Annotated in this window: 26 protein-coding genes; 6 read left to right on the top strand and 20 right to left on the bottom strand. The window is 61.1% G+C overall.

Annotated features, from left to right (window positions below; genetic code table 11):
* The first annotated feature begins 176 nt into the window (after window positions 1-176).
* Complete coding sequence (locus CFR79_RS05655) at window positions 177-1,136, top strand: helix-turn-helix domain-containing protein (protein WP_110547198.1); 960 nt, start codon at window positions 177-179, stop codon at window positions 1,134-1,136.
* 48 nt (window positions 1,137-1,184) lie between these two features.
* On the opposite strand, the gene msrQ is transcribed toward CFR79_RS05655, so the two are convergent.
* The 10 genes from msrQ to CFR79_RS16005 form a co-directional block, all read right to left on the bottom strand.
* Window positions 1,185-1,814 carry a protein-methionine-sulfoxide reductase heme-binding subunit MsrQ gene (gene msrQ / locus CFR79_RS05650; protein WP_110547197.1) on the bottom strand — a complete coding sequence of 210 codons (630 nt, stop codon included), beginning with the start codon at window positions 1,812-1,814 and terminating at the stop codon, window positions 1,185-1,187.
* A gap of 2 nt (window positions 1,815-1,816) precedes the next feature.
* Window positions 1,817-2,770 (bottom strand): protein-methionine-sulfoxide reductase catalytic subunit MsrP, encoded by a 954-nt coding sequence (msrP, locus tag CFR79_RS05645; protein WP_110547196.1) that lies wholly within the window; start codon window positions 2,768-2,770, stop codon window positions 1,817-1,819.
* 169 nt (window positions 2,771-2,939) lie between these two features.
* Window positions 2,940-3,719, bottom strand: coding sequence for an SDR family oxidoreductase (locus CFR79_RS05640; RefSeq protein WP_110547195.1), 780 nt, complete (start codon window positions 3,717-3,719; stop codon window positions 2,940-2,942).
* Between the two features lie 2 nt (window positions 3,720-3,721).
* Window positions 3,722-4,954: a glutamine amidotransferase-related protein gene (locus tag CFR79_RS05635; protein WP_110547194.1), complete on the bottom strand. Its 1,233-nt coding sequence runs from the start codon at window positions 4,952-4,954 to the stop codon at window positions 3,722-3,724.
* 25 nt (window positions 4,955-4,979) lie between these two features.
* Entirely contained in the window at window positions 4,980-5,900 is a 921-nt protein-coding gene (locus CFR79_RS05630; protein WP_110547193.1) for a dihydrodipicolinate synthase family protein, read from the bottom strand.
* Between the two features lie 44 nt (window positions 5,901-5,944).
* The gene (locus CFR79_RS05625; protein ID WP_110547192.1) at window positions 5,945-7,120 is read right to left on the bottom strand and encodes a M24 family metallopeptidase; all 1,176 of its coding nucleotides are present in this window, start codon (window positions 7,118-7,120) and stop codon (window positions 5,945-5,947) included.
* Window positions 7,117-8,241 (bottom strand): mandelate racemase/muconate lactonizing enzyme family protein, encoded by a 1,125-nt coding sequence (locus CFR79_RS05620; protein ID WP_110547191.1) that lies wholly within the window; start codon window positions 8,239-8,241, stop codon window positions 7,117-7,119. The genes CFR79_RS05625 and CFR79_RS05620 overlap by 4 nt, the downstream gene beginning before the upstream one ends.
* A gap of 5 nt (window positions 8,242-8,246) precedes the next feature.
* Complete coding sequence (locus tag CFR79_RS05615) at window positions 8,247-9,404, bottom strand: M20 family metallopeptidase (RefSeq protein WP_102324373.1); 1,158 nt, start codon at window positions 9,402-9,404, stop codon at window positions 8,247-8,249.
* 49 nt (window positions 9,405-9,453) lie between these two features.
* Window positions 9,454-10,215 carry an amino acid ABC transporter ATP-binding protein gene (locus CFR79_RS05610; RefSeq protein WP_102324797.1) on the bottom strand — a complete coding sequence of 254 codons (762 nt, stop codon included), beginning with the start codon at window positions 10,213-10,215 and terminating at the stop codon, window positions 9,454-9,456.
* Window positions 10,205-11,761, bottom strand: coding sequence for an ABC transporter permease subunit (locus CFR79_RS16005; protein ID WP_110547190.1), 1,557 nt, complete (start codon window positions 11,759-11,761; stop codon window positions 10,205-10,207). The genes CFR79_RS05610 and CFR79_RS16005 overlap by 11 nt, the downstream gene beginning before the upstream one ends.
* 163 nt (window positions 11,762-11,924) lie before the next feature.
* Between CFR79_RS16005 and CFR79_RS05600 the strand changes: the two genes are divergently transcribed.
* From CFR79_RS05600 to CFR79_RS05590, 3 genes are all read left to right on the top strand, one after another.
* Complete coding sequence (locus CFR79_RS05600; RefSeq protein ID WP_207918706.1) at window positions 11,925-12,881, top strand: GntR family transcriptional regulator; 957 nt, start codon at window positions 11,925-11,927, stop codon at window positions 12,879-12,881.
* Window positions 12,882-12,967: 86 nt separating this feature from the next.
* The gene (locus CFR79_RS05595; RefSeq protein WP_110547189.1) at window positions 12,968-14,176 is read left to right on the top strand and encodes a pyridoxal phosphate-dependent aminotransferase; all 1,209 of its coding nucleotides are present in this window, start codon (window positions 12,968-12,970) and stop codon (window positions 14,174-14,176) included.
* A gap of 118 nt (window positions 14,177-14,294) precedes the next feature.
* Window positions 14,295-15,320, top strand: a complete 1,026-nt coding sequence (locus tag CFR79_RS05590; protein WP_110547188.1) for a multidrug resistance efflux transporter family protein — start codon at window positions 14,295-14,297, stop codon at window positions 15,318-15,320.
* On the opposite strand, the gene CFR79_RS05585 is transcribed toward CFR79_RS05590, so the two are convergent.
* Window positions 15,301-16,341: a trans-3-hydroxy-L-proline dehydratase gene (locus CFR79_RS05585; protein WP_110547187.1), complete on the bottom strand. Its 1,041-nt coding sequence runs from the start codon at window positions 16,339-16,341 to the stop codon at window positions 15,301-15,303. The two genes, CFR79_RS05590 and CFR79_RS05585, sit on opposite strands and share 20 nt — an antisense overlap.
* A gap of 360 nt (window positions 16,342-16,701) precedes the next feature.
* Between CFR79_RS05585 and CFR79_RS15785 the strand changes: the two genes are divergently transcribed.
* Window positions 16,702-16,854, top strand: coding sequence for a hypothetical protein (locus CFR79_RS15785; RefSeq protein WP_162900380.1), 153 nt, complete (start codon window positions 16,702-16,704; stop codon window positions 16,852-16,854).
* Between the two features lie 81 nt (window positions 16,855-16,935).
* Here the strand turns inward: CFR79_RS15785 and CFR79_RS05580 are convergent, their stop codons facing one another.
* Window positions 16,936-17,769: a phytanoyl-CoA dioxygenase family protein gene (locus CFR79_RS05580; RefSeq protein WP_110547186.1), complete on the bottom strand. Its 834-nt coding sequence runs from the start codon at window positions 17,767-17,769 to the stop codon at window positions 16,936-16,938.
* 163 nt (window positions 17,770-17,932) lie between these two features.
* On the opposite strand from CFR79_RS05580, the gene CFR79_RS05575 reads away from it, so the two are divergent.
* Window positions 17,933-18,559: a TetR/AcrR family transcriptional regulator gene (locus tag CFR79_RS05575; protein ID WP_102324800.1), complete on the top strand. Its 627-nt coding sequence runs from the start codon at window positions 17,933-17,935 to the stop codon at window positions 18,557-18,559.
* A 209-nt stretch (window positions 18,560-18,768) separates the two neighbouring features.
* Here the strand turns inward: CFR79_RS05575 and CFR79_RS05570 are convergent, their stop codons facing one another.
* From CFR79_RS05570 to CFR79_RS05535, 8 genes are all read right to left on the bottom strand, one after another.
* Window positions 18,769-19,386 carry a YceI family protein gene (locus CFR79_RS05570; protein ID WP_110547185.1) on the bottom strand — a complete coding sequence of 206 codons (618 nt, stop codon included), beginning with the start codon at window positions 19,384-19,386 and terminating at the stop codon, window positions 18,769-18,771.
* A gap of 208 nt (window positions 19,387-19,594) precedes the next feature.
* On the bottom strand, window positions 19,595-19,768 hold the full coding sequence (locus tag CFR79_RS05565; RefSeq protein ID WP_110547184.1) for a DUF3309 family protein: 174 nt from the start codon (window positions 19,766-19,768) through the stop codon (window positions 19,595-19,597).
* 500 nt (window positions 19,769-20,268) lie between these two features.
* Window positions 20,269-20,439 (bottom strand): CsbD family protein, encoded by a 171-nt coding sequence (locus tag CFR79_RS05560; RefSeq protein ID WP_102324380.1) that lies wholly within the window; start codon window positions 20,437-20,439, stop codon window positions 20,269-20,271.
* Window positions 20,440-20,686: 247 nt separating this feature from the next.
* Window positions 20,687-21,958: a glycerate kinase type-2 family protein gene (locus CFR79_RS05555; RefSeq protein WP_110547183.1), complete on the bottom strand. Its 1,272-nt coding sequence runs from the start codon at window positions 21,956-21,958 to the stop codon at window positions 20,687-20,689.
* Between the two features lie 156 nt (window positions 21,959-22,114).
* On the bottom strand, window positions 22,115-23,704 hold the full coding sequence (locus CFR79_RS05550; RefSeq protein WP_110547182.1) for an acyl CoA:acetate/3-ketoacid CoA transferase: 1,590 nt from the start codon (window positions 23,702-23,704) through the stop codon (window positions 22,115-22,117).
* A 292-nt stretch (window positions 23,705-23,996) separates the two neighbouring features.
* Window positions 23,997-24,689 (bottom strand): TetR/AcrR family transcriptional regulator, encoded by a 693-nt coding sequence (locus CFR79_RS05545; protein WP_102324384.1) that lies wholly within the window; start codon window positions 24,687-24,689, stop codon window positions 23,997-23,999.
* Between the two features lie 218 nt (window positions 24,690-24,907).
* Complete coding sequence (locus tag CFR79_RS05540) at window positions 24,908-25,942, bottom strand: zinc-dependent alcohol dehydrogenase (RefSeq protein ID WP_110547181.1); 1,035 nt, start codon at window positions 25,940-25,942, stop codon at window positions 24,908-24,910.
* Window positions 25,943-25,960: 18 nt separating this feature from the next.
* Complete coding sequence (locus tag CFR79_RS05535) at window positions 25,961-26,887, bottom strand: ABC transporter permease (protein ID WP_216825284.1); 927 nt, start codon at window positions 26,885-26,887, stop codon at window positions 25,961-25,963.
* Between the last annotated feature and the right edge of the window lie 11 nt (window positions 26,888-26,898).

Below are 26,898 nucleotides of genomic sequence, written 5' to 3'. Positions count from 1 at the left end.
ACACATGCGGGCGGGCACGACGCCAGCACACACCCGGACACGACGCACGGGCAAGGATACCCGCCCCCGTTTCACACCCATGTGACGGGCATGGTCCAAAGTGTCGCGAAACCGCGACACCTCGCCGCGTGTTTAGCCGCCACCTCAACCACATCGTTCTGGCGCAAAGAAACCGCATGCTGAACCGTTCCCGCGTCGTCTCACCCGTTTCATCGGCTCCTGCCGCGCTGCATGCGGGGCTGGACGCTTCGTGGCGGCGATGTCAGCACGACTACGGTCTTGACCCGGCTTCCCCCACCCTGCCCGATGTGCTGTCCGGCGCGGAACTGCGCCAGTGCAGCCAGCAGGTGGGGCGACTGCTGCATTTCGCCGGACCTGAAATGGACCGCCTGCACGGTCTGCTGGAACCGGGGGGCTATACCGTCATGCTGTCCAACGCATCGGGCGTGGTCGTGATGCATCGCGCGGAACGTTCGATCCAGCGCGGCTGCCGCCGGTGGCACCTGTGGCCGGGCGCCATATGGAACGAACGCAGCGTGGGAACGAACGGCATTGGCACCTGCCTTGCGGAACAGCGCGGCACAAGCGTGCATCGTAACCAGCACTGGCGCAGCGGGCTGCACGGGCTGACCTGTATCGCCATGCCCGTTTATGACGCATCCGGTCGTCTGGCGGGTGCCCTCAACGCCAGTGCTTTCCATGTCACGGCAGAAAACAGCACAATGAATGCACTGGTCAGCAGCAGCCTGCTACAGGCTGCACGCCAGATTGAACAGGCCTGTTTCATGGATGTCTACCGCAACCATGCCATCATGCTGCTGGGCATGGCGGATGCGACGTCCACGCCGATGCTGGCGCTGGATCAGGACCGCCGGGTCGTGGGAGCCACCCATGCCGCGCGCCAGCATATGGGCATAGCGACGGCGCAGGAAATCCACATGTGCCTGTTGGACAATGCGACAGGCCCCGTGACGGCCGCCCCGCTGCGCGAAGCACAGATCATGGCCATTGATACGGCGCTGGCCTGCGCGCGCGGCAAGGTTGCCGTGGCCGCGCGCATGCTGGGGATCAGCCGCTCGACGCTGCACCGCAAGATCCGCAACCTTGCGGGCACGCCCAGCGCAAAACGGGCCTGAAAGACAGCGGACAATTCCGCTCATCCACAATAAACCGGTTACTTCCCTTCATGGGACACGACGCATGCGCTTACGCCACAAATCCGGCACCCGCCATAAAACCAGCATCCCCAGTATTGCCGCATAACCAATGCTGGTGGCGTTATACGTCTTGAACGCCATAAGGAAATGCACGGCCACCAGCAGGGCGACGCCATACACAAGGCGGTGCAGTCGGCCCCACTGTCGCCCCAGCCTGCGCATGGACCAGTTAGTGGATGTCGCCGCCAGCAGCGACAGAAGAACAAAGGCCACAAACCCGAGCAAAAGGAAGGGGCGGTGTGTAATATCCTGCACCAGCACGCCCAGATTACCCTGCTGGTCCAGTATGACATAGGTCCCCACATGCAGGCACGCATACGCAAAAACCAGCAGCCCCAGCATGCGCCGGTAACGCAGCAGGCTGTAACCCGCAAGCACACGCAGCGGCGTTACAAGCAGGGTCAGGACAAGAAAACGCACCGCCCACAACCCAAGCCAGCGTTCAAATACATTGACCGGGTCCGGACCAAGCCGATCCTGCGCACCGTACCAGAAATACACGGCGGCAGGCAGCAGGCCGAGCAGTGCGATAATCCACACCTCTCCCCGCCAGGGTACGACCACATGATTACGGCCCGACCGGATAATACGCGGCATGGTCAGTAACTGGTCCGCAGGTCCATACCGGCATACATACTGGCCACCTGTTCGCCATACCCGTTGAACATGAGGGTTTTCTTGCGTCCCCCGCCAAAAAATCCCCCTGCCCCGATCACCCGTTCCGATGACTGGCTCCAGCGTGGATGATCGACTTCGGGGTTAACATTGGCATAGAAGCCGTATTCATCCGGGCTCATCCGGTTCCATGTCGTCGGGGGCATGTCGGCCACCAGACGGATGCGGGTAATCGACTTGATCCCCTTGAAACCGTATTTCCATGGCACGACCAGCCGCACGGGCGCACCGTTCTGGTTTGGCAGCATTTCCCCATACAGCCCCACGGCAAGGATGGTCAGCGGGTTCATCGCCTCATCCAGTCGCAATCCTTCGACATAGGGCCACGACAATGAATCCAGCCCCGATCTCTGGCCGGGCATCTGGTCCGGTCTGACAACGGATTCAAACGACACGTAACGGGCATTCCCCAGCGGTTCCGCCTGCCGGAGCAGTTCCGACAACGCAAACCCGTCCCATGGTATGACCATGGACCATGCCTCGACACAGCGCATGCGGTAGAGACGTTCCTCCATCGGCATGCTGGCGATCAACTGGTCCAGATCCCATACACGGGGATGGGCGACCAGACCTTCTACCGAAAGTGTCCACGGACGCGGCTGGAATGCGGCGGAATAGGTTGCCGGATCGCTTTTATCCAGACCGAATTCATAAAAATTGTTGTAATGCGTCACATCAGTCAGCGGCGTGGGCTTTTCCGTCGCCTGAAACGGGCCGGGACGAGTATGCAGCCCGGCCCCATAGGCGTGTGATGCACGCCCTGCCCCCCATTCCGCTGCCGTGACGGCGGCACCGGCAAGCATCTGCCGTCGTCCCAGCCATACGGAACGCGGCGTGATTTCACCCGGTGACGGGCGCGGATAGGACCAGCGGGCCATGACAGGCATTCTCCACAGCTATTTATCAACAGCCATAACGCGGCTGGCCCGATCCCGATGCGCGCCGGTATCCGGGCCGCCATGATAGCCTGAAAAGACCCGCAGACGAAAAAGCCGGGCCATGCGTATCATGGCCCGGCCTTTACCGGTCGTAAAACCGCGCGCTGTTCTATGTGCTGCGGATCATGCCGCCATCGACACGGACCATTCCACCGGTCATGTACGACGCCCGCGCGCTGGCCAGAAAGGCCACGGCATCGGCAAATTCTTCCGGTCGGCCATAACGCTGCATGGGAATTGTCGCGCGGGAGGCTGCTGCTATGTCTTCGACCGGTTTACCGGTACGCCTTGATGCGGCGGCGTCAAGCTGGTCAACGCGGGTGGTATGGATACGCCCCGGCACCACGGAATTGACCGTAATGCCCTGTGCCGCCACTTCCGCCGCCAGGGTCTTGGCCCAGCCGATCACGGCCATGCGCAATGTATTGGAAATCCCCAGATTGGGGATGGGCTGTACCACACCGGATGAGACGATATTGATGATCCGCCCCCAGCCACGCGCCCGCATGCCCGGCAGGACCGCCTGCGCCATGCGCATCGGCACGCCCACCATGCTGTCGAACTGCGCGCGCCATACTTCGGGGGCGACATCGGCGATCGGACCGGGCGGCGGCCCCCCGCCATTGACGACCAGAATATCCACGCCAGCCTGATCCAGCCCGTCCATCAGCGCCGCACACTGCACGGCATCCGAAAAATCGACCACACGGGCATCCGCCTCGCCGCCTTCATCACGGATGCTGGCGCATGCCGCTTCCAGCCGGGCCGGGTCCCGCCCGGTCAGGATAACCCGTGCGCCCTCACGCGCCAGCGCCTGTGCGCTGGCCAGTCCCAGTCCCTGACTGGAGCCCATGACAAGGGCCAGACGCCCTGAAATACCCAGATCCATTTCTACCGTTCTTTCCTGTTTTCCGCTTCTGCACGCCCGTCGCGCCGCGTCAGGGCCGCGCGCAGGAATGCAACACATAAGGGATGGGGACTGCCGGGGATGGAGGACAGTTCAGGATGGCCCTGCATGCCCATGTAGAAGGGGTGTGAAGGAACCTCGATCCCTTCGACCACGTCCGCATCATCATTCCATGCCCCGACCCGCAGTCCGGCGGCGGCAAGTCCCGGCAATAACCGGGTATTGAGGACATAACGGTGGTTGCTGCGAACGCATGCCGCCCCATCCACCAGCATTGCCCCCAGCACCGTATCCGGGACCGGGGAAAGTTTACCCGTGCCCAGACGGTAATGCGGATGGGGGATGAAACTGTGTACTCCCGCAGCCCCGCCCGCGATTTCCGCCATGGTGGCATCGGGCAGCCCCGCGCGCGACCGGGCAAAGGCGGTTACCATGGTCTGCATGCCCAGACACTGGCCCATGACGGGCACGCCACTTTCCAGCGCGACGGTGGCGGCCCGAACCTGCCCGCGCGCACCGGGAACCGCCGCGCCACCGGGCAGCAGCATGCCATCAAAATCCGTCAGGGCTGTGTAACAGGGATCATCGTCAGCGGCTGCCGGGTCCACAAACGTCACATCCACCCCGATCCCCAGCGCATCGGCCGCGTCCCCCAATGCGGCCAGCGCACCGGGATAGACCTCGTGATGCGTGACCGGCCTGCCGATCAGCACCACACTGACCCGTCCGGCTTCCGCTCCCCCTGCATCATGCGTTTCGGGCAGGAACCTGCCAAAACCATCGCGGACCGCGTGGGCGACAACGGTTCCATCCCCATCATCCCGGCACATCAGCACGGCACCATCCTGATACGCGCTGACCCTGCGCAGCCCGACTGCTGCGCCACGGCGCAACAGATCGGTGACGAAGCCCGTACCCGCATCCAGCAGTCCGTCCAGCGGCACCACGACATCGTCCGTGGCTGCCGCCGCAACAATCTGCGCGGGGGTCGCAATGACATCCACCTGCCGCCCCGTCAGCCTTTCGGCATGCAGCAGGCCACTGGCTACGCGGTCGGGGCCGGTACCCACATGCTGGCAGGCATCAGGATCACGGACCTCATCCAGCCTTACCGGCCCATGCATGACCCGCGCGCCGCATTGCGCGGCAACAATACCCGCCGCCGCGCCATACAGCCCCGGTCGTCCCGTGTCGTGCCGCACCACAATCAGCGCCATGTCCGTCTGCCCTCCGCCGCCGGGTTCAAGCCAGCGTAAAGCCCGCGCGCGGGTCTGCCGCGATCGTGCGCATCACTTCCGCCACGGCAGCTTTCTGCCCCGCATCCAGATCCAGCAGCGGACGACGCACGGAACCACCATCGAACCCGCGCAGCGCCATCGCGGCCTTGACCGTCTGCGGCTGTCCCATGCCGCGCGCCAGGGCACGGTAGCTGTACCACAGCCTGTGCAGGTCGCGCGATTCATGCGCGCGCCCTTCCTGTATCGCACGGAAGCTGGCCAGAACCAGTTCAGGCAGCGCGCATGAATTGGTTGTGCTGATACCATCGAAGCCGTTCATCATCGGCCCGTGAAAAGCGAGGTCGGATGCACAGAACAGCCTGATCCGACCCGACAGCGTATTGGCGATACGGTCAATCGCACCGACCGACAGATCGCCCTGCTTCAGTGCGACAATCCCCTCGACTTCCGCCAGTTGTTCGATCAGCGCGGGGGAAAGCGTGATGCCGATGCCCGGCGCGTTGTAGATGATCGTGCCGGTGCGCGACAGGGGCGCGATTTCGCGGAAAAAGGCGAGTATCTGCGCATCGGTGATTTCGGACACATAGGGCGCCATCACCATCGGCACGCCGCCCAGTTCACCGGCAAGTATGCTCAGGTCGCGCGTGACACGCGGATCGGAATCCGCGCTGCACAGCATGACCGGCGCGCGCGTGCCCACAACATCCATGACGTGCCGGAACAGACCCGCCCGTTCATCCGGCGACATGACAGGAAATTCGCCATAGGTGCCGCCGATCAGCGCACCATCGTAACCCAGCCCCAGCACACGTTCGATGCTGCGCGCGATCCCGGCCAGATCAATGGACCCGTCCGCGCCGAAGGGTGTTACCGTGATGTTGAATATGCCGTGCAGACGGGCGCGGCTCTCATCAATATTTTTCATGTTTTCTTCAGTATCTTCTATGTTTCAGGGGCGGTAAGGCGCGATCATGCCGGGACGGCATGCAGCGCGCGGTCGATCGTGCCCAGCACGCGACAGCCCGTTTCGGTCACGACAATGCTTTCGCTTACGCCCACGGTAAAACGCCCGTACAGCCGCAGCGCGGGCGGCAGGTGGAAGGTCATGCCGGGACGCAGTTCGGTTGTCTCACCTTCATTCAGGCTCAGGATCGCGCCTTCGCCCCAGTCGGGTGCGAAGGAAATGCCGATGCTGTAGCCCAGCCGCTTGCGGAAACTGTCGGTATAGCCGGCGGCATCGATAATGCGCTGACAGACCCGGTGCGGTTCCTGACAGGTGACACCGGGACGGATCGCATCGAGGGAGGCGGCGAGCGCATCCTGACAGACCTTCATCATGTCCACCGCTTCGGGCAGGGGCGTGCCGATCCATGCCGAACGCATGAGGGCTGCGTGATAGCGGTCATGACACGCCGCCATTTCCAGAAAAGCGGGATCACCCGCCACCATCATCCGCCGCCGCCATGTCCCGTGCGGCACCCCGCTGCGCGGACCGGAGGAAACAAGCGGCTCCATCCCAACATATTCCGACCCGGCGGCAATGGCCGATCCCATCATGGCCGCGACCATGTCGTTCTCGCTCGCCCCGGCGCGCACGCTGGCCAGTCCCGCGCGCATGCCCGCATCGACATAGGTGGCGGCACGGGCAATCTTTTCGACCTCCAGCGGCGATTTGATGGCACGCTGGCTTTCGACAATACCGGCTGCGTCATGAACCGTGCCGAGCTGGCTGCACAGGGCCTCGTACGCAGCAGGGGAGAGAAACCAGCCATTCTTGTCCACGCCGATACGCCGCGTGGCGTAGCCGCGTTCACGGATGACCTCAGCCAGAAGCTTCATCGGGCTCTGCCCATCCTGATAGATGCGGGCATCTGACTGGTAGGTATTGGCAATGAAATTGAAATATTCCAGTTGCCGGATAATGAATACCGGATCACCGTCTACCGGCAGCAAAAGGCACTGGAAGGTATAATATCCCGGTGTCTGCTGACCGGTCAGGTAATAGATGTTTTCCGGCCCGGTCACGACCAGCACGTCGATGCCAGCCTTTTCCATCGCCGCACGCGTCCGTGCGACGCGACCATCATATTCGGCGCGGGGGAAGGTTGCTTCCTGCCCCTGCACCACGCCTGCGATTGCGTTCATGCTACCATGTACTCCGTTACAAGGGTTGTTCCCGTGGGGTTGAAATCCACACCCCATCCGGCCCGCGCCGATACACGGGCCATCCCCGCGCCATAGGTCACGCCCGTTGCGGGATCATTGGACAATCCATCCGCGCCATAGAGTTCGGCATGGTCCGGCGCGGTGGCGGCGGCGACATGCAGCACCGCTGCCGTGCCGATACCCCCTTCGTTCATCTGTCCGGTCATGAACCCGACATGCTCCGCCCGTAAGCGTCGCACCGCCGCCATGACCGGCGCGACACCACCGAATTTCAGCAGTTTCAGATGCGCCATGACCGTGCGGGGCAGATCGATGATCCGCTCCACATCGGCTGGTGACGCCATGCTTTCATCCAGCATGATGGCAACGGGACTTGTACGTGCGACCCGGTCCAGCATGGCCCAGTCGCCCGGCGCCACGGGCTGTTCGACATAGGACAGGTCATATGTCGCCAGCCGGTCCAGCATGCGGCGCGCATGGTCTTCCTCCCACACGCCATTGGCATCGGCTGCGATATGCACGTCCCGGCCAAATCGCGCGCGCAGGGCGGCAATCCGTGTGATGTCATCATCCGCATCAGCACCCAGCCGCACTTTCAGATCCCGAAAGCCGCGCGCTACATACGCTTCGGCACGGGCAAGGAAGACATCCATGGGGGTGAGGAACAGCGTCTGGTTTGTCGCATGGGCGATTTCATCGCCTCCCGGCCCATTCGCATTGCCCGGCATGGCGGGGGCCAGCATGCGGGCCACCGGCACGCCGCGCGCCTTTGCCGCCCAGTCATGCAGCAGGGTATCAAGCAGCATGCGCACGGGTGCGATCTGCCCCTGCCCCGCCCCGCTTTCAAGCAGTGCGTCAGCACCCGCCGCCCAGTCGATCGTGGGCAGCATGGCCACTGCTGCGCGCATGATCGTGTCAGGTTCATAGCCGTTGAGATAGGCGCAGTTTATCCGCACCTCCCCCACCACGGGCGCACCATGGGGCGTATCCACAAGCAGGTATAGCGTATCCAGCCCGGCCACCGGACCAGAGGACGCGGTATGCACTGACGCCGCCGGATCGGCATATGTCAGCATGGCGCGATGCAGCGTGACACGCATGACAGTCAGACGGGCATCAGGGCGATGACCATATCGCGGTAAATGCAGGCGGCCACCGGCAGGTCGGCTTCGGGCACGTATTCATCGGCCTTGTGCGCCACACTCAGCACACCTGGCCCGATCACTACGCCAGCCGCCCCGGCATTACAGAAATGCACCAGATCGCACGCGCCCTGAAAACCGAAGGGACCGGGCTCCGCGACACCATTGGCACGACAGACCGCAAGCCCCTGCTGCACGATCACATGGTCCGCCGGTGTTTCAACCGCACCGCCGGTCGTGGGACGGAATTCAACAATTTCGGCCCGCACGCCTGCCTGTGCGTTGGCGCGCGCCAGCAGGCTGGCAATCTGCGCCTTGACGGCTTCTTCATCTTCGCCCGGAACCATGCGGCGGTCCAGCAACAGGTCGCAGCCCTGCGGCACGACATTATCCGCATGGCCACCGCTTGCGCGCGTGATCGTAAGGCTTGCAGCCCCCACCAGCGGATGGTCGATATGACGGACAACATCCGCATGTTCGGCAGCAACCATGTTCACCAGCGCGGCGGCGCGATAGATCGCGTTATCCCCCAGATCTGGCGTGCCGGAATGGGCCGGTGTGCCATGCACGCGCACCAGCGGGCGCAGGCTGCCCTTATGCGCGGCATAGGTTGTGTTCGATGTGGGTTCGCCCACGATAACGTAATCAATATGCGGGGCGGTGGTGACATAACGCCGTGCGCCCACGCTCGCCACTTCCTCATCCGCCACGAATACAAGCAGCAGCGTGCCACGCCATTCCGCCCTGTCCGCCGCGAGCATGCGGCCCGCTTCCATCATGCAGACCAGCGAGCCCTTGCAGTCACTTGACCCGCGACCGTACAGCCGCCCGCCCTCCTCCGTCATGGTGAAGGGATCGTGCTGCCAGCCCGTTCCCGCCGGGACGACATCCATATGGGTATTGAGCGCGAATACCGGACCGGGTCCGTTGTCCAGACGGGCTTCGATATTGACGCGACCGGGCTCATATTCATCCCGCGTGATGACAAAACCAAGCGGCTCCAGGCAGGCAGCAACGTAATCGGCCACCTGCGCCTCATGCCCCGGCGGGTTTTCGCTGGGCATGGCGATCAGCGCGGCAAGATCGCGCTTCATCCGGTCCAGGTCTGGGGTCTGCTTCATCTGTATTCCATCCAGATCATTCAGTAACGAAGGAAAGGGGCGGGACGGATCAGTCCATCACCCGTTCAAGAAAACGCCGGGCCCGCACGCTGCACCGTCCGGCGAAGAAGTCGGCGCCAGGTGTTTCCTCCACCACCTGTCCGGCCTGCATGAATACGATCTGGTCCGCGACACGGCGGGCAAAACCCATTTCGTGGGTTACGACCACGCTGGCCATGCCTTCCGCCGCAAGGTCGGACATGACTGTCAGCACCTCGCCGGTCATTTCCGGGTCCAGCGCGGAAGTCGGTTCGTCGTACAGCATCAGCCGCGGCTGCATCGCCAGCGCGCGCGCGATCGCGGCGCGCTGCTGCTGGCCACCCGACAGACCGGATGGCAGGGCATCGGCCCGGTGCGGCAGGTGCACCTTTTCCAGCATGGCCATGGCAAGATCGCGCGCCTGATTACGCGACAGGCCGCGCACGCGCATCGGCGCCAGCATGATGTTTTCCAGTACGGTCATATGATCGAACAGCTCGAAATTCTGGAACACCATGCCAATGTCGCGTCGCACGCCCGGCGCATCCACGCCCGGCGCCATGATGTCACGCCCGTCGAACAGGATGCGCCCGCTATCGGCCGGGGCCAGCAGGTTGATGCAGCGCAGCAGCGTGGACTTGCCCGCACCCGAAGGGCCAAGCAGGACCGCCGTCTGCCCACGTGGCAGGGTAAAGGCGCAGTCATCAAGCAGCACCGCATCACCGACCCTGCGGCAGATACCGCTGACTTCAAGGATCGGGGTCTGTGGGGACGCCAGGGTTTCAACGGGCATCGCCAGTACTCCCCACCATCCGGCCAAGACGTGCCAGCAGCGTGCCGCCCGTAGCCCGCACCGCCGGGTCCAACCTGCGTTCAAGGACCGCCTGCCCCAGCATGAACAGGGTTGTCAGCGCCAGATAATACAGACCTGCGGCGGACAGGGCCTCAAGATACCGGAAGCTGGCGGATGCAGCCTGATTGGCGACCAGCAGCAGGTCTTCCACCGCAATCACGGACACCAGCGCACTGGTCTTGAGCATACCGATCGCCTGATTACCCAGCATGGGCACGATCACACGGAATGCCTGCGGGGCGACGATATGCCGCATGACCCCCACGGGTGTCAGGCCCAGCGCCAGCCCTGCCGTGCGCTGTCCGGGCCGGATGGCGCGCAGTCCGGCGCGGATGATTTCGGCCATGTAGGCCCCTTCGTTCAGCGAAAGCGCCAGCACGGCGGACAGCAGCGCCGAAAGCCGCAGGCCGAAACCCGGCAGTACGTTATAGACAAACACGATCTGCAACAGCACGGGCGTGCCACGGAACAGCCACAGATACAGCGCCACCACTACCTGCGCCACGCGCAGGCGCGACGACTGCATAAGGGCGGCACCCAGCCCGATCACACAGCCCGCCGCCAGCGACAGGATGGTAACCAGCAATGTCATGAGGGCTGCTTCAAAAAACAGCCATGATGCGAAATACCCCCAGCACGCCGCCAGCCCCCGCCATAGGCCGCCACGACGCACCTGTCCCTGTGCCGCGGTATCGACCTGTTCCGCAGGCGGCAGGTCCCACCGGCGCACCAGCGCATCGAACGTGCCATCCGCCTGCACCGCGTGCAGGGCACCGGCCAGCATATCGCGCATGGCCGTATCGCCCCTGCGCACGGCAAAGCCGATCCACGCATCCGTGCCGAAAGGGCGTCCCGCCACGGCGTAGACACCGGGCATGTCGTGCATGAGCGTGACCGCGCCGTAAACGGAATCGAACGCCGCATCCACCCGCCCGGCGCGCAGGTTCATGGCCGTATCCTGCCCCGTGGGGAAACTGAGCACGTCCAGCGCGGGCCGTCCCGCCGCGCGACACCGGGCGGAGGCGTCGCGTGCGTTGTCATCCTCGATCCCGCCAAGGGTAACGGCGACCTGCCGCCCACACAGGCTGAGATCATTGCCCGTAATGCCACCGGGCCGGGCGGCGGAGACCATGACCACGTTCGCAACCTGAAGATAGGGCACGAAATCGACCGCCCGCGCACGTTCGGGACTGATATACATGGCCGAATTGATAAAATCGACACGGCCGCCCTGTAGTGCCGGGATCAGCCCGTCAAACTGCATGTTCACCGTTACCGGGCGCAGGTGCAGCCGCGCGGCCATGGCGGCGGCAAGGTCTATATCAAATCCCGTCACCTGACCGTCACGCACGAATTCAAAAGGCGTGAAGGTCGCAGCCGTGGCCGAAGTCAATGCACCCGGCGTAGCCAGCGTGGGCATCGCCCGCGCTGCGCCATGCCACAGGGGCAGTATGGATATCGCGGCAAGGATGGCGTTGCGGATCATGCGGCCCCTGTCGTGCGGCGGACACCGCCACCGGAACGGTGCGCGGCAATATTGTCCTGTTACGTTTCAATAATACAAATTCTTCCGCATTCCATGTCAAGCACGAAACATTCCGATTTCGCATTATTCCATGGCCAGATCGACATATGATGATGAAGTTTGTATGATCGCCCACCATCAGCACGATTTCATCAGGACACGCATGGTCCGCCGCCCGACCCAAAAACGTTATCTTCTGGCCAACCAGATCCTCGACATCATCCGCGAAGGCCGCTTTGAGCCGGGACATCACCTGCGCGAACAGCAGCTTGCGGATCTGCTTGGCATCTCGCGTTCGCCCATCCGCACGGCGCTGGCGCTGCTGGCCGAACGCGGCATTATCGAGGCGCGTCGCAATCAGGGGTATTTCCTGCGGGCCAACGCGGGCGAGATCCAGCATGTGGACATTTCCGTCCCTTCCACCCCCGAACAGGACCTGTATTCCGAGATCGTGCAGGAACGCCTTAACGGCGACCTGCCGGAATCCTTTACGCAAAGCAGCATAAGCCGCCGCTATGACGTGGACCGCGCCCTGCTGCAGCGCACGCTGCTGCGGCTGGTGGATGACGGGCTGCTCAGGCGCAATCAGGGACGCGGCTGGACCTTCCTGCCCACGCTGGATACCGGCGTGGCCTTACAGAACAGCTACGAATTCCGCCGCATGTTCGAACCTGCCAGCATGATGGGCGAACATTTCCGTATCGATCCGGGGGCGCTGGAACACTGCCGTATCCAGCATATCTACCTTGAATCGCACCCCGACATATCGCGGGTCAGCGCGGTGCAGATATTCGATACCGATGCGCAGTTTCATGAAATGATCGCACGCTTCACGCATAACGCCTTCATTGTACAGACCATGCAACAGCATAACCGGCTGCGACGGCTGCTGGAGTTCGGGGGCTATGTCAATCGCCGCCGTGTACGCGACTGGTGCCGTGAACATCTACGCATAATGGATGCACTCTCCAACGGTCGTAACGAGGACGCATCCACGATGATGGCGGAGCATCTTGGCCGTGCCTATGAGGCCGCAAAGGCCATGGCGCGCGGAGCCCGAAAGGAACGCCCGCAAGATTGATCTTTGTGTGATGTTCTGTACAATATTGGAGCACGCCGCGCATCAGGATGCGGCGCGTCCCCCGATATGGAAGGAATATCCACGCCATGGCACCCTCCGGCAGGCTGGCCCCACGCATGGGCATGATTGGCGCATCGCCCACCGCCGCCATTTCCGACACGGTACGCACCCTCGCGGCGTCCGGTGTCACGGTTGACAATCTGGGCGAAGGTGAACTGGATTTCGAGACCCCCGCCCCCATTGCCGAAGCAGGCATCGCCGCCATCCGTGCGGGCCTGACCAAATATACCGCCGTGGCGGGCACCACCGGGCTGAAGGATGCGATCCGGGCGTATTTTCGCCAGCGCAACGGGCTGGATTTCGCACAGAATGAAGTCATCGCATCCTGCGGGGCGAAACAGATCATATTCAATGCTTTCCTCGCCACGCTGGACGCGGGTGATGAGGTGATTGTCCCCACACCGTGCTGGGTCTCGTATCCCGACATGATCCGCCTTGCTGGCGGTACGCCGGTTCTGGTTCCCTGCCATGCCAGCAATAGCTGGAAACTGGCGCCTGAAGACCTGGCGGCGGCGATTACGCCACGTACCCGCTGGGTCATCCTCAATTCCCCCAACAACCCCACCGGCGCGGTCTATCCGGCGGCGGAACTGGGTGCGCTGTGCGATGTCATTGCCCCGCATGACAACGTGATGATCATGGCCGACGATATTTATGAAGCCATTGTTTTTGATACGACATTCGCCACCCCGGCGGCGCTGCGTCCGGCACTGGCCTCACGTATCCTGACCATTAACGGCGTATCCAAAAGCTTTTCCATGACCGGGTGGCGGCTGGGTTATGCCGGGGGGCCGTCATGGCTGATCGCGGCACTTGATACGCTACAGTCCCAGAGCACATCCAACCCCAGTTCCATAAGCCAGGATGCGGCCCGTGCGGCACTGTCTGGCGGGGTTGGCTTTCTGGATGAATGGCTGCCGATCCTGCGCACGCGGCGCGCCATCGTGATGGATATGGTCCGTACCACGCCCGGTCTCGATGCCGTGCTGCCGGAAGGGGCGTTTTATGTCTTCGCGGATGTAAGCGGCTGCCTGAACCGGACCACGCCATCGGGGCAGGTGCTGCGTACCGATGTCGATTTCGCAACCTATATGCTGGAAGCCGCGCGCGTGGCGCTGGTGCCCGGTTCAGCCTTTCGCGCACCGGGACATGTGCGCATTGCCTTCGGTGTGGATACGGACGTGCTGGCCGCCTGCTGCGCCCGGATGCACACAGCCTGCATGGCGCTGCAATAACGTTACGGGTGCATGGGTGTATTGCACCGATATCGTAATGACCATACGGGATGGCGCGACTAATATTCCGCGCCATCCCGTCCCGGTCCGGGCCCCTTCCCGAAAGTCATGCGCCGTCATGCCTGCTACCGCCGTTCCCCTCCCTTCCGCGTGTGCTCCTGCCCCCACCGCGCCCTCCCTTGTGCGGGTCATGATGCTGGGGATTGCGGCGGGGGGCCTGTTTTCGCTGACCTTCATCCTCAACCGTCTCATGAGCATGGAGGGTGGACACTGGGCATGGAGTGCCGCGCTACGTTATCTTGATACCGCCATCCTGCTGACGGCATGGCTGCTGGTGCGGCGTGGCCCTGCCTTCATAAGCCGTGTATTCGCCCTTTATCGTGCGCGGCCCATCGTGTGGCTGCTGGCGGGCGGCAGCGGGTATGGCGTTACCTATTCCTATTTCTGCTACGCGGCGGCGCATACGCCTGCGTGGATGCTTTCAACCACATGGCAGTTGACCATTCTGGCCAGCCCCATCGTCATGCTGGCATTTGGCGCGCGGGTGCCGCTACGCGGGGTCGTGTCGCTTGCGGTCATTGCTGCGGGCGTCATGATCGTCAATGCGACGCGCGTGCAGGATGGCGCCAGCATGGGGCAGGTCGTGGCGGGAATACTGCCGGTTATCGTAGCCGCCTTTACCTACCCGCTGGGCAACCAGATGCTCAGTCATGCGCGCCATGACCGGAACCTGCCAGGGGGCGATATTCTGGCCGACCCGGCAGTAAGCGTATTGCTACTGACGCTGGGGGCATTGCCGGTCTTTGCCGCCGTGGTGCTGGGCAGCGCCCCGCCGCCACCCACCGCGGGTCAGATACTCGATACCGCACTGGTCGCGCTGGTGGCGGGATGCGGTGGGATGACACTATTCATCTACGCACGGAACATGTCATCCGACCCGATGCGCATTGCAGCCGTTGACGCCACGCAGGCCAGTGAAATGTTCTTTGCACTGGCCGGTGATACCCTGTTTCTGGGCGCGCCGCTGCCCGGCGCAATGGCGTGGACGGGCATTGCCGCCGTGCTGTGTGGGCTGATCGCCTTTACCGTACAGGGACAGGCGAAGCAGGTTCTGGATACCGATGCTACATATCCGGAGCCATGACCGGCCATGTATCGCTCAGCCGGTAGCCTGCCGGATACGGGTCCGTGGGGTCCAGCATCAACTGCTGCGTGCCGGTAATCCATGCGCTGCCTGAAATAACGGGAATGATTGCATCGGTATCGCCCACGCGTGCGGTGGCGTCGATATGGCAGTCGAATTCCGAACCGATGATCGAACGCGCGACATAGCGGTCTCCCACCGCCATTTCACCCCGCGCATGCAGCACCGCCATCCGGGCGGAACATGCAGTGCCGGTAGGTGAGCGATCAATCTTGCCCGGCCGGATCGCCACCACATGCGGGGCGGTGCGGACACCATCGCACAGTTCAACCGGCGTGGTGAACAGGCAGAATGATATATGCGTCCAGTCGGGATTGTCGGGATGATGAAAGCCAGACTGCCGGTTGGCAGCGGCGGTAATGCGCATGCCCAGTTCCGCGAGCGTCCGCGCTGAATCCGGCCCCAGATCCAGCCCCAGTGCCGCAGCATCCACGATGACGAAGCTGTCACCACCATAGGCGGTATCGACCTTCAGCGTGCCCAGTCCCGGCACATCCAGCAGGACATCCAGACGGGCGGCAAAAGACGGGACATTGCGCACGCTTATCCGTTCGGCCCGGCCATCACGGCAGGTCGCGGTCACATCGATCACTCCGCCCGGTGCCTCCAGCGCCATGCGGGTTTCGGGTTCGACCATCGGTATGATGCCCGTTTCCAGCAGGACGGTGGAAACGCAGATCGAATTCGAACCAGACATGGGGGGCGTGTCAGCGGGTTCCATGATGATCCAGCCCATCTGCGCACGGGGATCGCGTGGCGGGACCAGCAGGTTGACATGACGGAACACGCCGCCGCGTGGTTCGTTCAGCACGAAGTTACGCAGTGTCTCATCCTGCGCAATGAAGCGCGACTGTGCCCATAACGTATCGCCGGGTGGCGGGGCGACACCACCCACAATCACATCTCCCACCTCCCCCGCCGCATGACAGGTTACGATATGGACAAGCTTCTTACTGCGCATGATGAATTCCGTTCAGTTTTAAAAAACGTACAGAGAAGCGCATCGGCTGGGGGCAAGAGCATACTGACGGCTACTTTTACTATCCCATGCCCCCTTCAAATGCGGATGTTCATGGCTTCATGATAAAGCATATTATTTCTTAAACGAAATGTTACCGCATTTTTGGCAGGGTCGATGCCCTCCCATGAATTTTCTGTCCTGACCGGCGTAAAACCGGATCACCCAGCCATGCGTCCCCCACATTACCCGTACCACCGCCCATGCAGCAGGAACGTATTGTCCATCACGTCTGGCCACCCATGTCTGCACCATGCAGGCATGACGTCAACGCAATGTCCGCGAACGTGAATGGAGGCCACAATGCGTCCGATTCCCCTGTCCACACATCGCCACTCGCCCCTTTACTGGCCAATGCTTATTGCCGCAGCCCTTATGCTGGTGGCGTTATACGTCATGGCCCTGATGTCCGGTCAGGCCCTGCCGCCCGATGCGGGGCTATATCTGCTGCCGTGAGCAGGCGGCCATCCCGTAGGGGGCGGGCTTTACAACCGGGGAAACTGTTGTTCCCCTGCATAAAAAGCCCGCCGTGAACGCTCAGGGTGCAGGACTACGCTGTGCTGCCTGACCTGTTCGCGCTTTATCGCGATAGTCCCCCCATACCATTTCCAGCGCCGCCATGGATTGTGCATCAAGATCAGTGCGCGGTTCAGGGTCACGGTCCCAATGCCCGTAGGAGTCACTACCACAGACCGGCATCGCCGTACGGCGGCCAAGGGTGGAGCGGACGTGAGCGGGCATATAGAAAAATGCCACCCCTACACGTCGGTCATCCGACAGGTTCGGGCCTGAACCATGGGCCGTACGTTCATGATGGATAGAGAACTGGCCGGGTTCGAGTGGCATTTCCACGGCCTGCGCTTCGTCAATATCGCGCAGTGATTGCCCGCGTGAAAGCAGATTGGCAGCGTCGTACGTTTCATCATGCACCCGGTCGGGACCAAGATGGCTGCCGGGCAGCACCTTCAGGCAGCCGCTGCGTGAGTCAGCACGTGACAGGGCGACCCAGACCGTTACTTCCTCATGCGGGTCCAGGCCATAATAGGCCGAATCCTGATGCCATGAGACAAAGCGCGGATCATGTGCGTTCTTGGCAAAACACGATGCACCAAACAGCAGCACATCCGGCCCCAGCAGCGACCGGACCGCCGCCACGATGGCGGGATTGCGCGCCATGTCGCACAGCCAGGGAAAGGCAAGATGCGCCTTGATCTTGAGGCGCGCGTTCATTTCCTCGCCCGTCTGGCGTTCATAGGCTTCAAGGCGGGCACGGTAATGCCGGGCCTGATTGGGGCAAAAAGCCTGAAGCGGGGAAAGGTATCCATGCGTACGGAAAAACGCGACCTGCTGCGGAGTCAATGCCATGGACATGACAGTTTTCCTATTTCGATACTTTTTGTATCGTAAGTAGACCTGTCGTTCATTGTCAATTATAAAGTGAAAGGGACTTAATCAGGATTAAGAGACGCATATAGTAAAATAACTTGCTCATTTTCGTCATGCCGGGCAGTGAATGCTCAAGGAGACGCGCAATATGGACCCATCCCTCCCTGCTCTGGAACGCACTGACCATTCCCATACCCGCGCGGGCCGACCGCGCGACCGTGCCGCGCGCGCGGCGATCCTGCAGGCTGCCAACGCCCTGCTTGAAGAAAACGGGATAGCCGGTTTCGGGATGGAGGCCGTGGCCGCCCGCGCCGGTGTCGGCAAGAGTACGATCTATCGCTGGTGGCCCAGCAAGGGCGCGCTGGCGATGGCGGGTTTCCTTGCCGCGACGGAACCCAAGATCAGCTACCCAAAGGATGGTGACAGCGCGCTGGATGCCCTGCGCCGGCAGTTACTGCGCGTGGCGGAGGTCTATGCCGGACCAACGGGGCGCGTTATGGCCGCCATCCTTGCCGAAGGACAGCGTGACCCGCATACCATTACGGCATTTGTGGAAGGATATGCCCGTCCCCGCCGGGACGAGGCCCGCACCATATTGCAGGCCGCCATCACACAGGGCGAACTGCGCCCGGATCTGGACCCGGAGGTGGTGCTTGATGCGTTATACGGTCCGATTTATTACCGCATGCTGGTGCCGGTTGGCCCGCTTGATATAAAGTGGATGGATACGCTGGTACAGACGGTGCTGGATGGCATCGCCTTACCCCGCCTGTAAAAGATTGTTTGAAAAGAAATCTTTAATAAAAAGCAGGAAAGTTTTGGGGCACCGCCTTGTTTCAAAAAGGCGGCGTCTTCCGCAGCTTTTTTAAAAAAGCCTCACCAAAAACTTTCATGCGATTACGAAAAGGGTCTTATGGACCGATCCTTTTGTTCCTGCGCCTGATCTGTTCCCGCCGGCATGCTGCATGCGGGAACAGCAGCGTGTCAGCCCTGCTTTTCAAAGGCACCGTTGATAAACAGGCGCACTTCGTCGCTAACATACGGAACGTACATTTTTACGCCAAAATCGCTCCGTTTTATTGTCGCCGTAGCCTCGAAACCGGCCGTATATTTCTTGTCCATCGCATTCACGCCCGCCCCGATGAAGTGGATTTTCAGGGTCTCGGGTCGCGTCACGCCATGCAGGGTCAGATCCCCTTCTACCGTCGCGTCACCGGCTCCCGTTACCTGAACACTGCGGGAAACAAAGGTGGCATTCGGGAATTTGGTCGCGTCAAACCACTGATCGCCCTTCAGTTCTTCCGTAAGGCGGGAACTGGTGGTCTGGACTGATGCAAGGGGAATGGTGACCGACAGTTTCGATGCGGAAGGCGCGTGGGCGTTCAGGTCAAGTGTGCCGGAAACCTGTGAAAACACGCCCCCATAATTGGTAAAACCGAAATGCAGAACGGAAAAACCGACCTGTGTATGGGCGGCTTCAACATCGTAATGCCCGGACTGCACCTGTGCCGGATTGGTCACGACCTGCGCCGCAACAGGCCGGACGCAGGCAAGAGCGATACCAACCGCTGCGAGGGGCAGGAACAGGGGGTTATATTTCATAAAAACTCTCCGGAAAGGAACGGGATATACTGGCAATCAGAAGACAGAAAACAGGACGGAAGATTTTCATGATTTCTTCCGTCCGTTCCCGGCTACAGTCCTGCCGTCATCCGTGCATACCGGGATAACCAACTGACATGAACAACAAGCATGGAAACGCACCATTTCCATTTCTTATATATCCGTCAGTTTCCCTACCCCGGCCCGGCTATACCCTGCTGACACCGCCAAGCCCCCCGAACAGCCATAGCAGCAGCAGGATCAGGACAACGAGACCAAGAACACCCCCAAGTCCCGCACCGCCATAGCGATCATGCGCATAATACCCCCCACCGCCACCAAGCAGCAGAATCACCACAATGATGATAAGAATTGTACTCATCGCTTTACTCCGTTAGGTCTCAACCCTCGCATCGGAGCCGGTCGTAAACCTCGCATGTCAGAAGCGCGACAGAGCCGTATCGCTGCATTGGGTCGGTTACGAATGTCTGAATCTGGAAAGGGTATTCAGCACCCTGCTGTTGCAAGCATGGTGCGCTGTCTGCCTGTTCTGCAGGAAACCGGATGGGATGGTCCTGCTACCTTATGCACAAGGCAGGCAATCCTGTGGGGCAAGGTATTTATACAGGCATCATATCGCCCGAAACATGGATCGCGGAAACGGTGATGCCATCCTGCATCCGGATATCCGTCATGCCACGGACAGGGGTGCATGCCCTATGATTTTTCAGATCTGTACAGGACATGCACGATACACCGTTCACAAACGGACCCGATTATACTGCGAGCCTGTTATTATTCTGTTTTTTATTGCAGGGCGGACCGAATACCGACTGCCAGCAGCCGTGATACCCGGTCGCCCTGTAACAGACCCGAGCGGTATTATTCCTTCACTTTATCCTTCACGCCGCCAACGGCGTTCTGGACCTTGCCTGCGGCCTTTTCGCCCTTGCCTTCGGCAGTCATTTTTGTATCGCCGAGGACCTTGCCCGCGGCTTCCTTGATGGCGCCCTTGGCCTGCTTTGCCATGCCTGCCATACGATCCTTGTCCATGTCACTACTCCTTGTGTCGATGATCCTGTGCCGCAGCAGAACGGACAATATTTGCCGTTCCGCACGACGCGCGATCAAACACAACAATCATTAAAAATAGCCAAACAGGCCGCTCCAGAACCTCTTTGCAGGCCCTGGGACCATCAGTTTAACGCCGGATGCCAGCGTTCGTTGCATAACGCCCCGATCACGCACCCTGTCGGTCCCGAGCTTTAAGGAAGCCGACAGCATGACGCCCGGCAGGGCATCACATCGGATGCCGTGCAATCAGAATGGCCCGGAAGTCATTTACATTCGTCCCCGTCGGGCCGGTTACAAACAGGTCCCCCAACGCGGAAAAAGCCGTCCATGCGTCATTGCGTCGTAACAGGGACGCCGGGTCCATCCCGCGCTGATAAAGCCGGGTGGCCGTAAACGTATCGACGAAAGCCCCGGCATTATCCTCGCTCCCGTCAATGCCATCCGTATCGGCTGCCAGCGCATGGATGCCTTCCACGCCACTGATGCCGATTGCAAGGGACAGGGCAAATTCGCTGTTTCGTCCTCCCTTCCCATGTCCTTTGAGGGTGACCGTTGTCTCCCCACCGGAAAGAAGCAGGACAGGGCGGGGAAAGGGCCGGTTGCGCTGCACGATTTCGCGGGCGATCGCTGCATGAACCTGTGCAACGTCACGTGCCTCACCTTCCACGGAGTCAGACAGGATGGCAGCCGGTATGCCCTCGCGCTCCGCAGTCCGTGCCGCAGCTTCCAGCGACAGGGAGGCCGAGGCAATGACATGCACCGTATTGCGCTGAAAGCGGGGGTCGTCGGGGCTGGGAGCTTGGGCTGTTGCCGTATTGAGAGAGTGCATGATTGCAGGGGGTAGCGTCATGCCGTAGCGCCTGACTGCGGCCAGCGCATCCTGCACGCCCGCCGCATCCGGCACTGTTGGCCCTGATGCCACCAGTGCGGGATCGTCCCCCGGAATATCGGATACAACAAGACTGACAACCTGCGCAGGCCATGCCGCAGCCGCCAGCCTGCCCCCCTTGATGCGGGAAACCTGCTTGCGGATCATGTTCATGACGGAAATCGGGGCACCTGAGGCCAGCAGGATTTCGTTAAGGGCAATTTCATCCTGCAGGCTCAATCCCGCCGCCGGGGCTGGCAGCAATGCCGAACCGCCACCGCAGACAAGGGCGATCACCAGATCGTCCGCCTCCAGCCCCTGAACAGCCGCAAACAGCAGGCCCGTCGCATCCAGTCCCGCCTGATCGGGAACCGGATGCCCGGCCTCGACAACACGGATGCGTCTGCACGGGATGCCATAACCATACCGTGTCACCACAACGCCAGACAGGGGACCATCCCATAAACGTTCCAGCGCATGGGCAAGCTGGGCTACGCCCTTGCCCGCCCCCACGACAACCGTTTTCCCTTTGGGGCGCGGAGGAAGAAACGGACCCAGCACAATTTCAGGATCTGCCGCCGCGACTGCGGCCCTGAAAAGACGCGTCAGAAACGCGCGTTCACCCGCCATGGCGATCAACTCTCCTTAGAGGCTGTTTGCAAAGTCTGTCAGGAAATATCCGGAAAGCATAAGGACGTTTTTGGTGAAGATTTATTTTCAAACAATATTTTGGCCGTCCCTGCCCCGCCATATGCGTGACATATGACGGAACAGGCAGGCGTGACCCTATGCCGCCACGCGGGAACCCTGCGGCGCGATTTTGCCATCGGGCTGGAACAGCGCTGCATCCATCACGCGGAGCGACGGGGAAACCAGCAGCGGCGCTTCCGCCTGATCGAGCACCTGCGTCTGCAGGTCCACGCCCGGCGCGATTTCCGTTACCATCAACCCGTCCGGAGTCAGTTGCATGACGCAGCGTTCCGTTACGTACAGTACCTGCTGCCCCTGCGCGATGGCGCGCGGGCCGGAGAAGGAAACCTGTTCAAGCTGGTTGACGATTTTGGCAATTTTTCCTTCGCGCGTAATCACCAGCCTGCCATCCACAATGTCGAATTTGGCCCCGGCATTGAAATACCCGGAAAAAACGATCCTGCGGGCGCGGGAAGTAATATCGACAAACCCGCCCGAACCCGCCGTTACATGCGGGCGCGCCGACAGTCGGGACACATTGACCGATCCGTTGCCATCAATCTGGAGAAAGGACAGAAGCGACAGATCAAAACCGCCCGCCTGAAAATAGGTGAACTGATGCGGCGATGCGACAAATGCTTCGGCATTGGAGGAGCAGCCAAATTTGAAATCAAGAAGCGGAATGCCACCGACCGCCCCCTGCTCGATCACCCATGTCACCTCGCCATGGCGTCCTTCTTCCAGCAGGATGCGCGGAACGTTGGCCGATATGCCAAAACCTATATTCACCGCCCATCCGGGTTGCAGTTCCCGTGCGACACGGCGCGCGATCACCTTGGCCGCATCGAACGGAGGCAGTGCAAAACTGTCCAGTGGCCGGAATACTTCACCCGATATGGCGGGGTCATACGGGGTGGCGGTAGTCTGCAACTGGTTGGGCGCTTCCACAACGTAATCCACCAGAATACCGGGCACGCGCACATCATGGGGGCGAAGCGTGCCCGCCTGCGCGACCTGCCGCACCTGCGCGATTACGATGCCGCCACTATTATGCGCCGCCAGCGCCAGTTCCATCGCGCCAAGATAGGCCCCTTCATTCTCGAATGTCAGGTTGCCGCGCTCATCGGCCGTACTGGCGCGGATAATGGCCACATCAGGCCGGATGGCGGGGAAATACAGCCATTCCTCCCCCTGGAATTCCACCTTGCTGACAAGGGGTCTGTCCCGTGCGGCCTCATTCATGGCGCAGCCTTCCTGCGCGGGATCAACAAAGGTATCCAACCCCACCTTTGTCAGCACGCCGGGGCGCATGGCCGCCCCTTCGCGCAGGATGTCGAATATGATGCCGCTTGGCACGTTATAGGCCGCAATTTCATTACGGCCCAGCATCTGGCGGATCAGCGGTGGTTCCGCCGAGGACGGGCCTGACGGATAGGATCCACCGATAATGGTGGAAATCAGCCCCGGCTGCGCCAGATGATCCACGCCGCGCGTGCCGAACATATCGCCTGCGGCAATGGGGTGGATTGTGGTGATGTTGCGTGGCGCGCCTTCGGTACGGAACCGCTCCCCAATGGCGGCCAGAACCGCATCGGGACAGCACAGGCCGCTGGACGAATTTACGGCGACGATCGCGCCATCACGGATCAACGCGGCAACGTCCGCGGCGCTTTTTGTTTTTGACATACCGGAACCTCTTTTACCACATGTAACTATCTGGTTATTTATATATTCGGTTTGACCCGATCAAGGACAATCCCAAAGGTGGGATGATGTCCCACGCGCATGTGAAGTCAGTATTAAAGTGCTATCGCCACCAGCCGACTACGCGCCCTGTCGGCACGACGCGCGCCGTAAACGGACAACGCGTTATGAAAGTTTACATGCCCTGTCTGCACAGCCCCTGACAGCAGGAGACCTGTGGTGCGCGCCTGTCGAATCAGGCGGCGTGAACCAGTATGCCGTTTTTGCAGGCGGTTTATTTGCATACAGTACGGATAATCGTTTCAATATTGAATTCCAGCCGTTTGCGCAGCAGGTCCGGCGCCATGAAATCACAGTCGAAAATAATGGAACCCGTAAATCGGTTCGTAATATAATAATACCCGACAGCTGCGATCGTTATATTCAATTGCATGGCGTCGATGCCACGGCGGAATATGCCTGCCTTCACCCCGCGCGCCAGCAGGGATTCGACCATGTCCAGCCGGTTGCGGCTGATGACCGGCAGCACTTCCGATGCCTGAAGGTGTACGGCCTTCTGCAGGTTTTCATTATTCACCAGCGTCAGGAATTCCGGGTTTTCCAGATAGTATTTCCATGTAAAGCGGACAAGGGTTTCAAGCGCTTCCTTCGGGTCCAGATGATCCAGTTTCAGGGACTGTTCCGCAATGCATATATCGGCATAGGCATCTTCCAGCACCCGTTCAAACAGGGCTTCCTTGCTGCCGAAATAATGGTAGATCATGCGTTTGTTGGCTTCGGCCCGCTCGGCAATGATATCAACCCGCGCGCCAGCCAGACCACTCATGGCGAATTCCTTCTTGGCGGCGGCCAGAATGCGTTTCTGCGTTGCCTCCGCATCCCTGGCGCGCGGTGCCCGTGTGGGGGAGCCGGAATTCTTCTTTTCATGCAACCCGGACTGTCTGGCTACATTCGATACTTTCGGCATGGTATCCCCTTAAACTGACAGTGGGTCGATTGCGGCGACCGGGTATGCAACCGGACGGCGCCCCCTGTACCCCATTCGCACCATAAGTAACAAGGCATTTACCCATGCGGAAACCGTTCACCGCATCATGCCAGATCATCATGAGACCGGAACAGATGGAGACTTTGCCGCCGGACATCCGATAACAGTCGTCTGGTTTCCAGCCTGCTGATCCCCCGTTACACTGGCGGCGCGATCTGGACTTTCAGTATCTCCGGCCTGTCCTTCAGCGTATCGAATGCGGACTGGATCTGCTCCAGCGGGACTACCGCCTGCGTAAAGGGTTCAACCATAAATCGACCATGCTGCAACAGGGTCAGGGCATCGTGCATGTCCTGTCCCATGCCGGCAACGGAACCTTTGATCGAGGTTTCCTTCAGGATCATGTCGAGTATCCCTAGCGCAATGGTATCATCGGGACCGGTAATGCCAAAGGCCGCGACATGCCCACCGGGGCGGATCAGATCGAACGCGCGGGCATAAAGGGCTGGCAGGCCGATGCTTTCTATCACCACATCCGCACCGCGCCCGCCTGTATGCGCCCTGACGGTATCGACTACCCGGTCCGGGTTGGTAATCACCACATCGGCTCCCGCGCGGGCAGCCAGCCGTGCGCGTTCGGGCGAGAGTTCAACGGCAATGACCGGGGCCGCGCCGACAAGCCGCATCATCTGGATATGCAGGTTACCGACAGGTCCCGCCCCCAGCACGACAACAGATTGCCCGAAACCCACACCGGCCTTGCGCGCGGCCCGGACCACGCAGGCCACGGGTTCCGTCAGGGCCAGCACCTCCGCCGGGGTGTCCTCCGATGCGGGAATGATCTGCCGCCCGGGGACCGAAACATATTGCGCGAACCCGCCATCACGGTGAATGCCGATCTGGCGCATTTCAGGGCAGTTCAGGATTTCATTGCGGCGACAGAAGTAGCAGTGACCGCAGCCGATATTGATATCCGCCACCACCCTTTGCCCCACATGCAGACCGCTGACACGGCCGCCTATGCGGGCGAGCGTTCCGGTAAACTCGTGCCCCGGAATGAACGGCAGCCTGTCGGCCACGTAATGGCCCTGGAATATATGCACATCAGTCCCACATATCCCGCAGCGATCCACCTTCACCAGTACATCATCCGGTCCGGTTTCGGGTATGGGCACATCGCGTACCTCGAAATGTCCGGGGGTTACCAGCACGGCTGCCTGCATGGTCTCCATTATCATTCTCCTCGCCGCTTATTTTACGATCCGCATTTTTGAACGGTCTATTGTTGTTGCGATGGCGATGATCAGGACCAGACCAAAGAAAATCTGCTGCCCCGTCGCGGGAATACTGAAATACAGCATGCTGGCGCGCACAACCGCGACAATCATGGTTCCCACCAGCGTATTGAGCACACCGCCCACGCCGCCGGTCAGCGGCGTGCCGCCCACCAGAACGGCAACGATTGCGGGCAGCAGGAACCCTTCGGCCAGTGTGGGCGAACCACCTGACAGCCTGACTGAAAAAACCAGCCCCGCAATGGCTGCGAACATGCCCGACAGGGCGAAAGCAAGGATCTTGTAGCGTTCCACCCTGATGCCCGAAGCCACCACGACCGGCTCCCCCGCCCCGATGGCCTTGAAGGTCCGGCCCGGCACCATACGGGTCTGGATGAACCATGCCACTGCCACGATCAGCAGCGCCAGCACCAGTTCATGCGGAATACCAGCAGTCTGGCCCACCATCCAGCCGAATGCGTGCCTGCGCTGGGCCGTATCCATATGCAGCGCCTGCTGGCCGGATGTGTACTGCCCGACAGACAGCGCAATCCCCCCCACAGCCAGTGTCGAGATGAAGGAGGGCACCTTCAGCCGTGTCGTCACCACCCCGGAAACCGCGCCGAATACAAGCCCCACGGCAATAACCAGCAGACCGGCCGCCACCCCGCAGGACGGCAGCGCGATCGTTGTCAGGACCGTCGCCATGTTCGCGATGGACTGGGAAGACAGGTCTATGCTGCCGATATAGATCACCAGCGTCATGCCCACCGCCATGATGAGCAGCGGCACGACATCGGATGCCAGACTGACCAGGTTTTCGGGGCTGAGGAAGGTGATGTCCTTCATCCCCACCAGTACCAGCAGACTGACCAGCGTGATCCACGGGAAATGACGCCGCATCCTTTCGGTCA

The sequence above is a fragment of the Komagataeibacter saccharivorans genome, assembly GCF_003207825.1.
GTDB lineage: Bacteria > Pseudomonadota > Alphaproteobacteria > Acetobacterales > Acetobacteraceae > Komagataeibacter > Komagataeibacter saccharivorans.
Note: the sequence above shows the minus strand (reverse complement) of the source record. Positions and strands in the feature narration are given on the sequence as shown.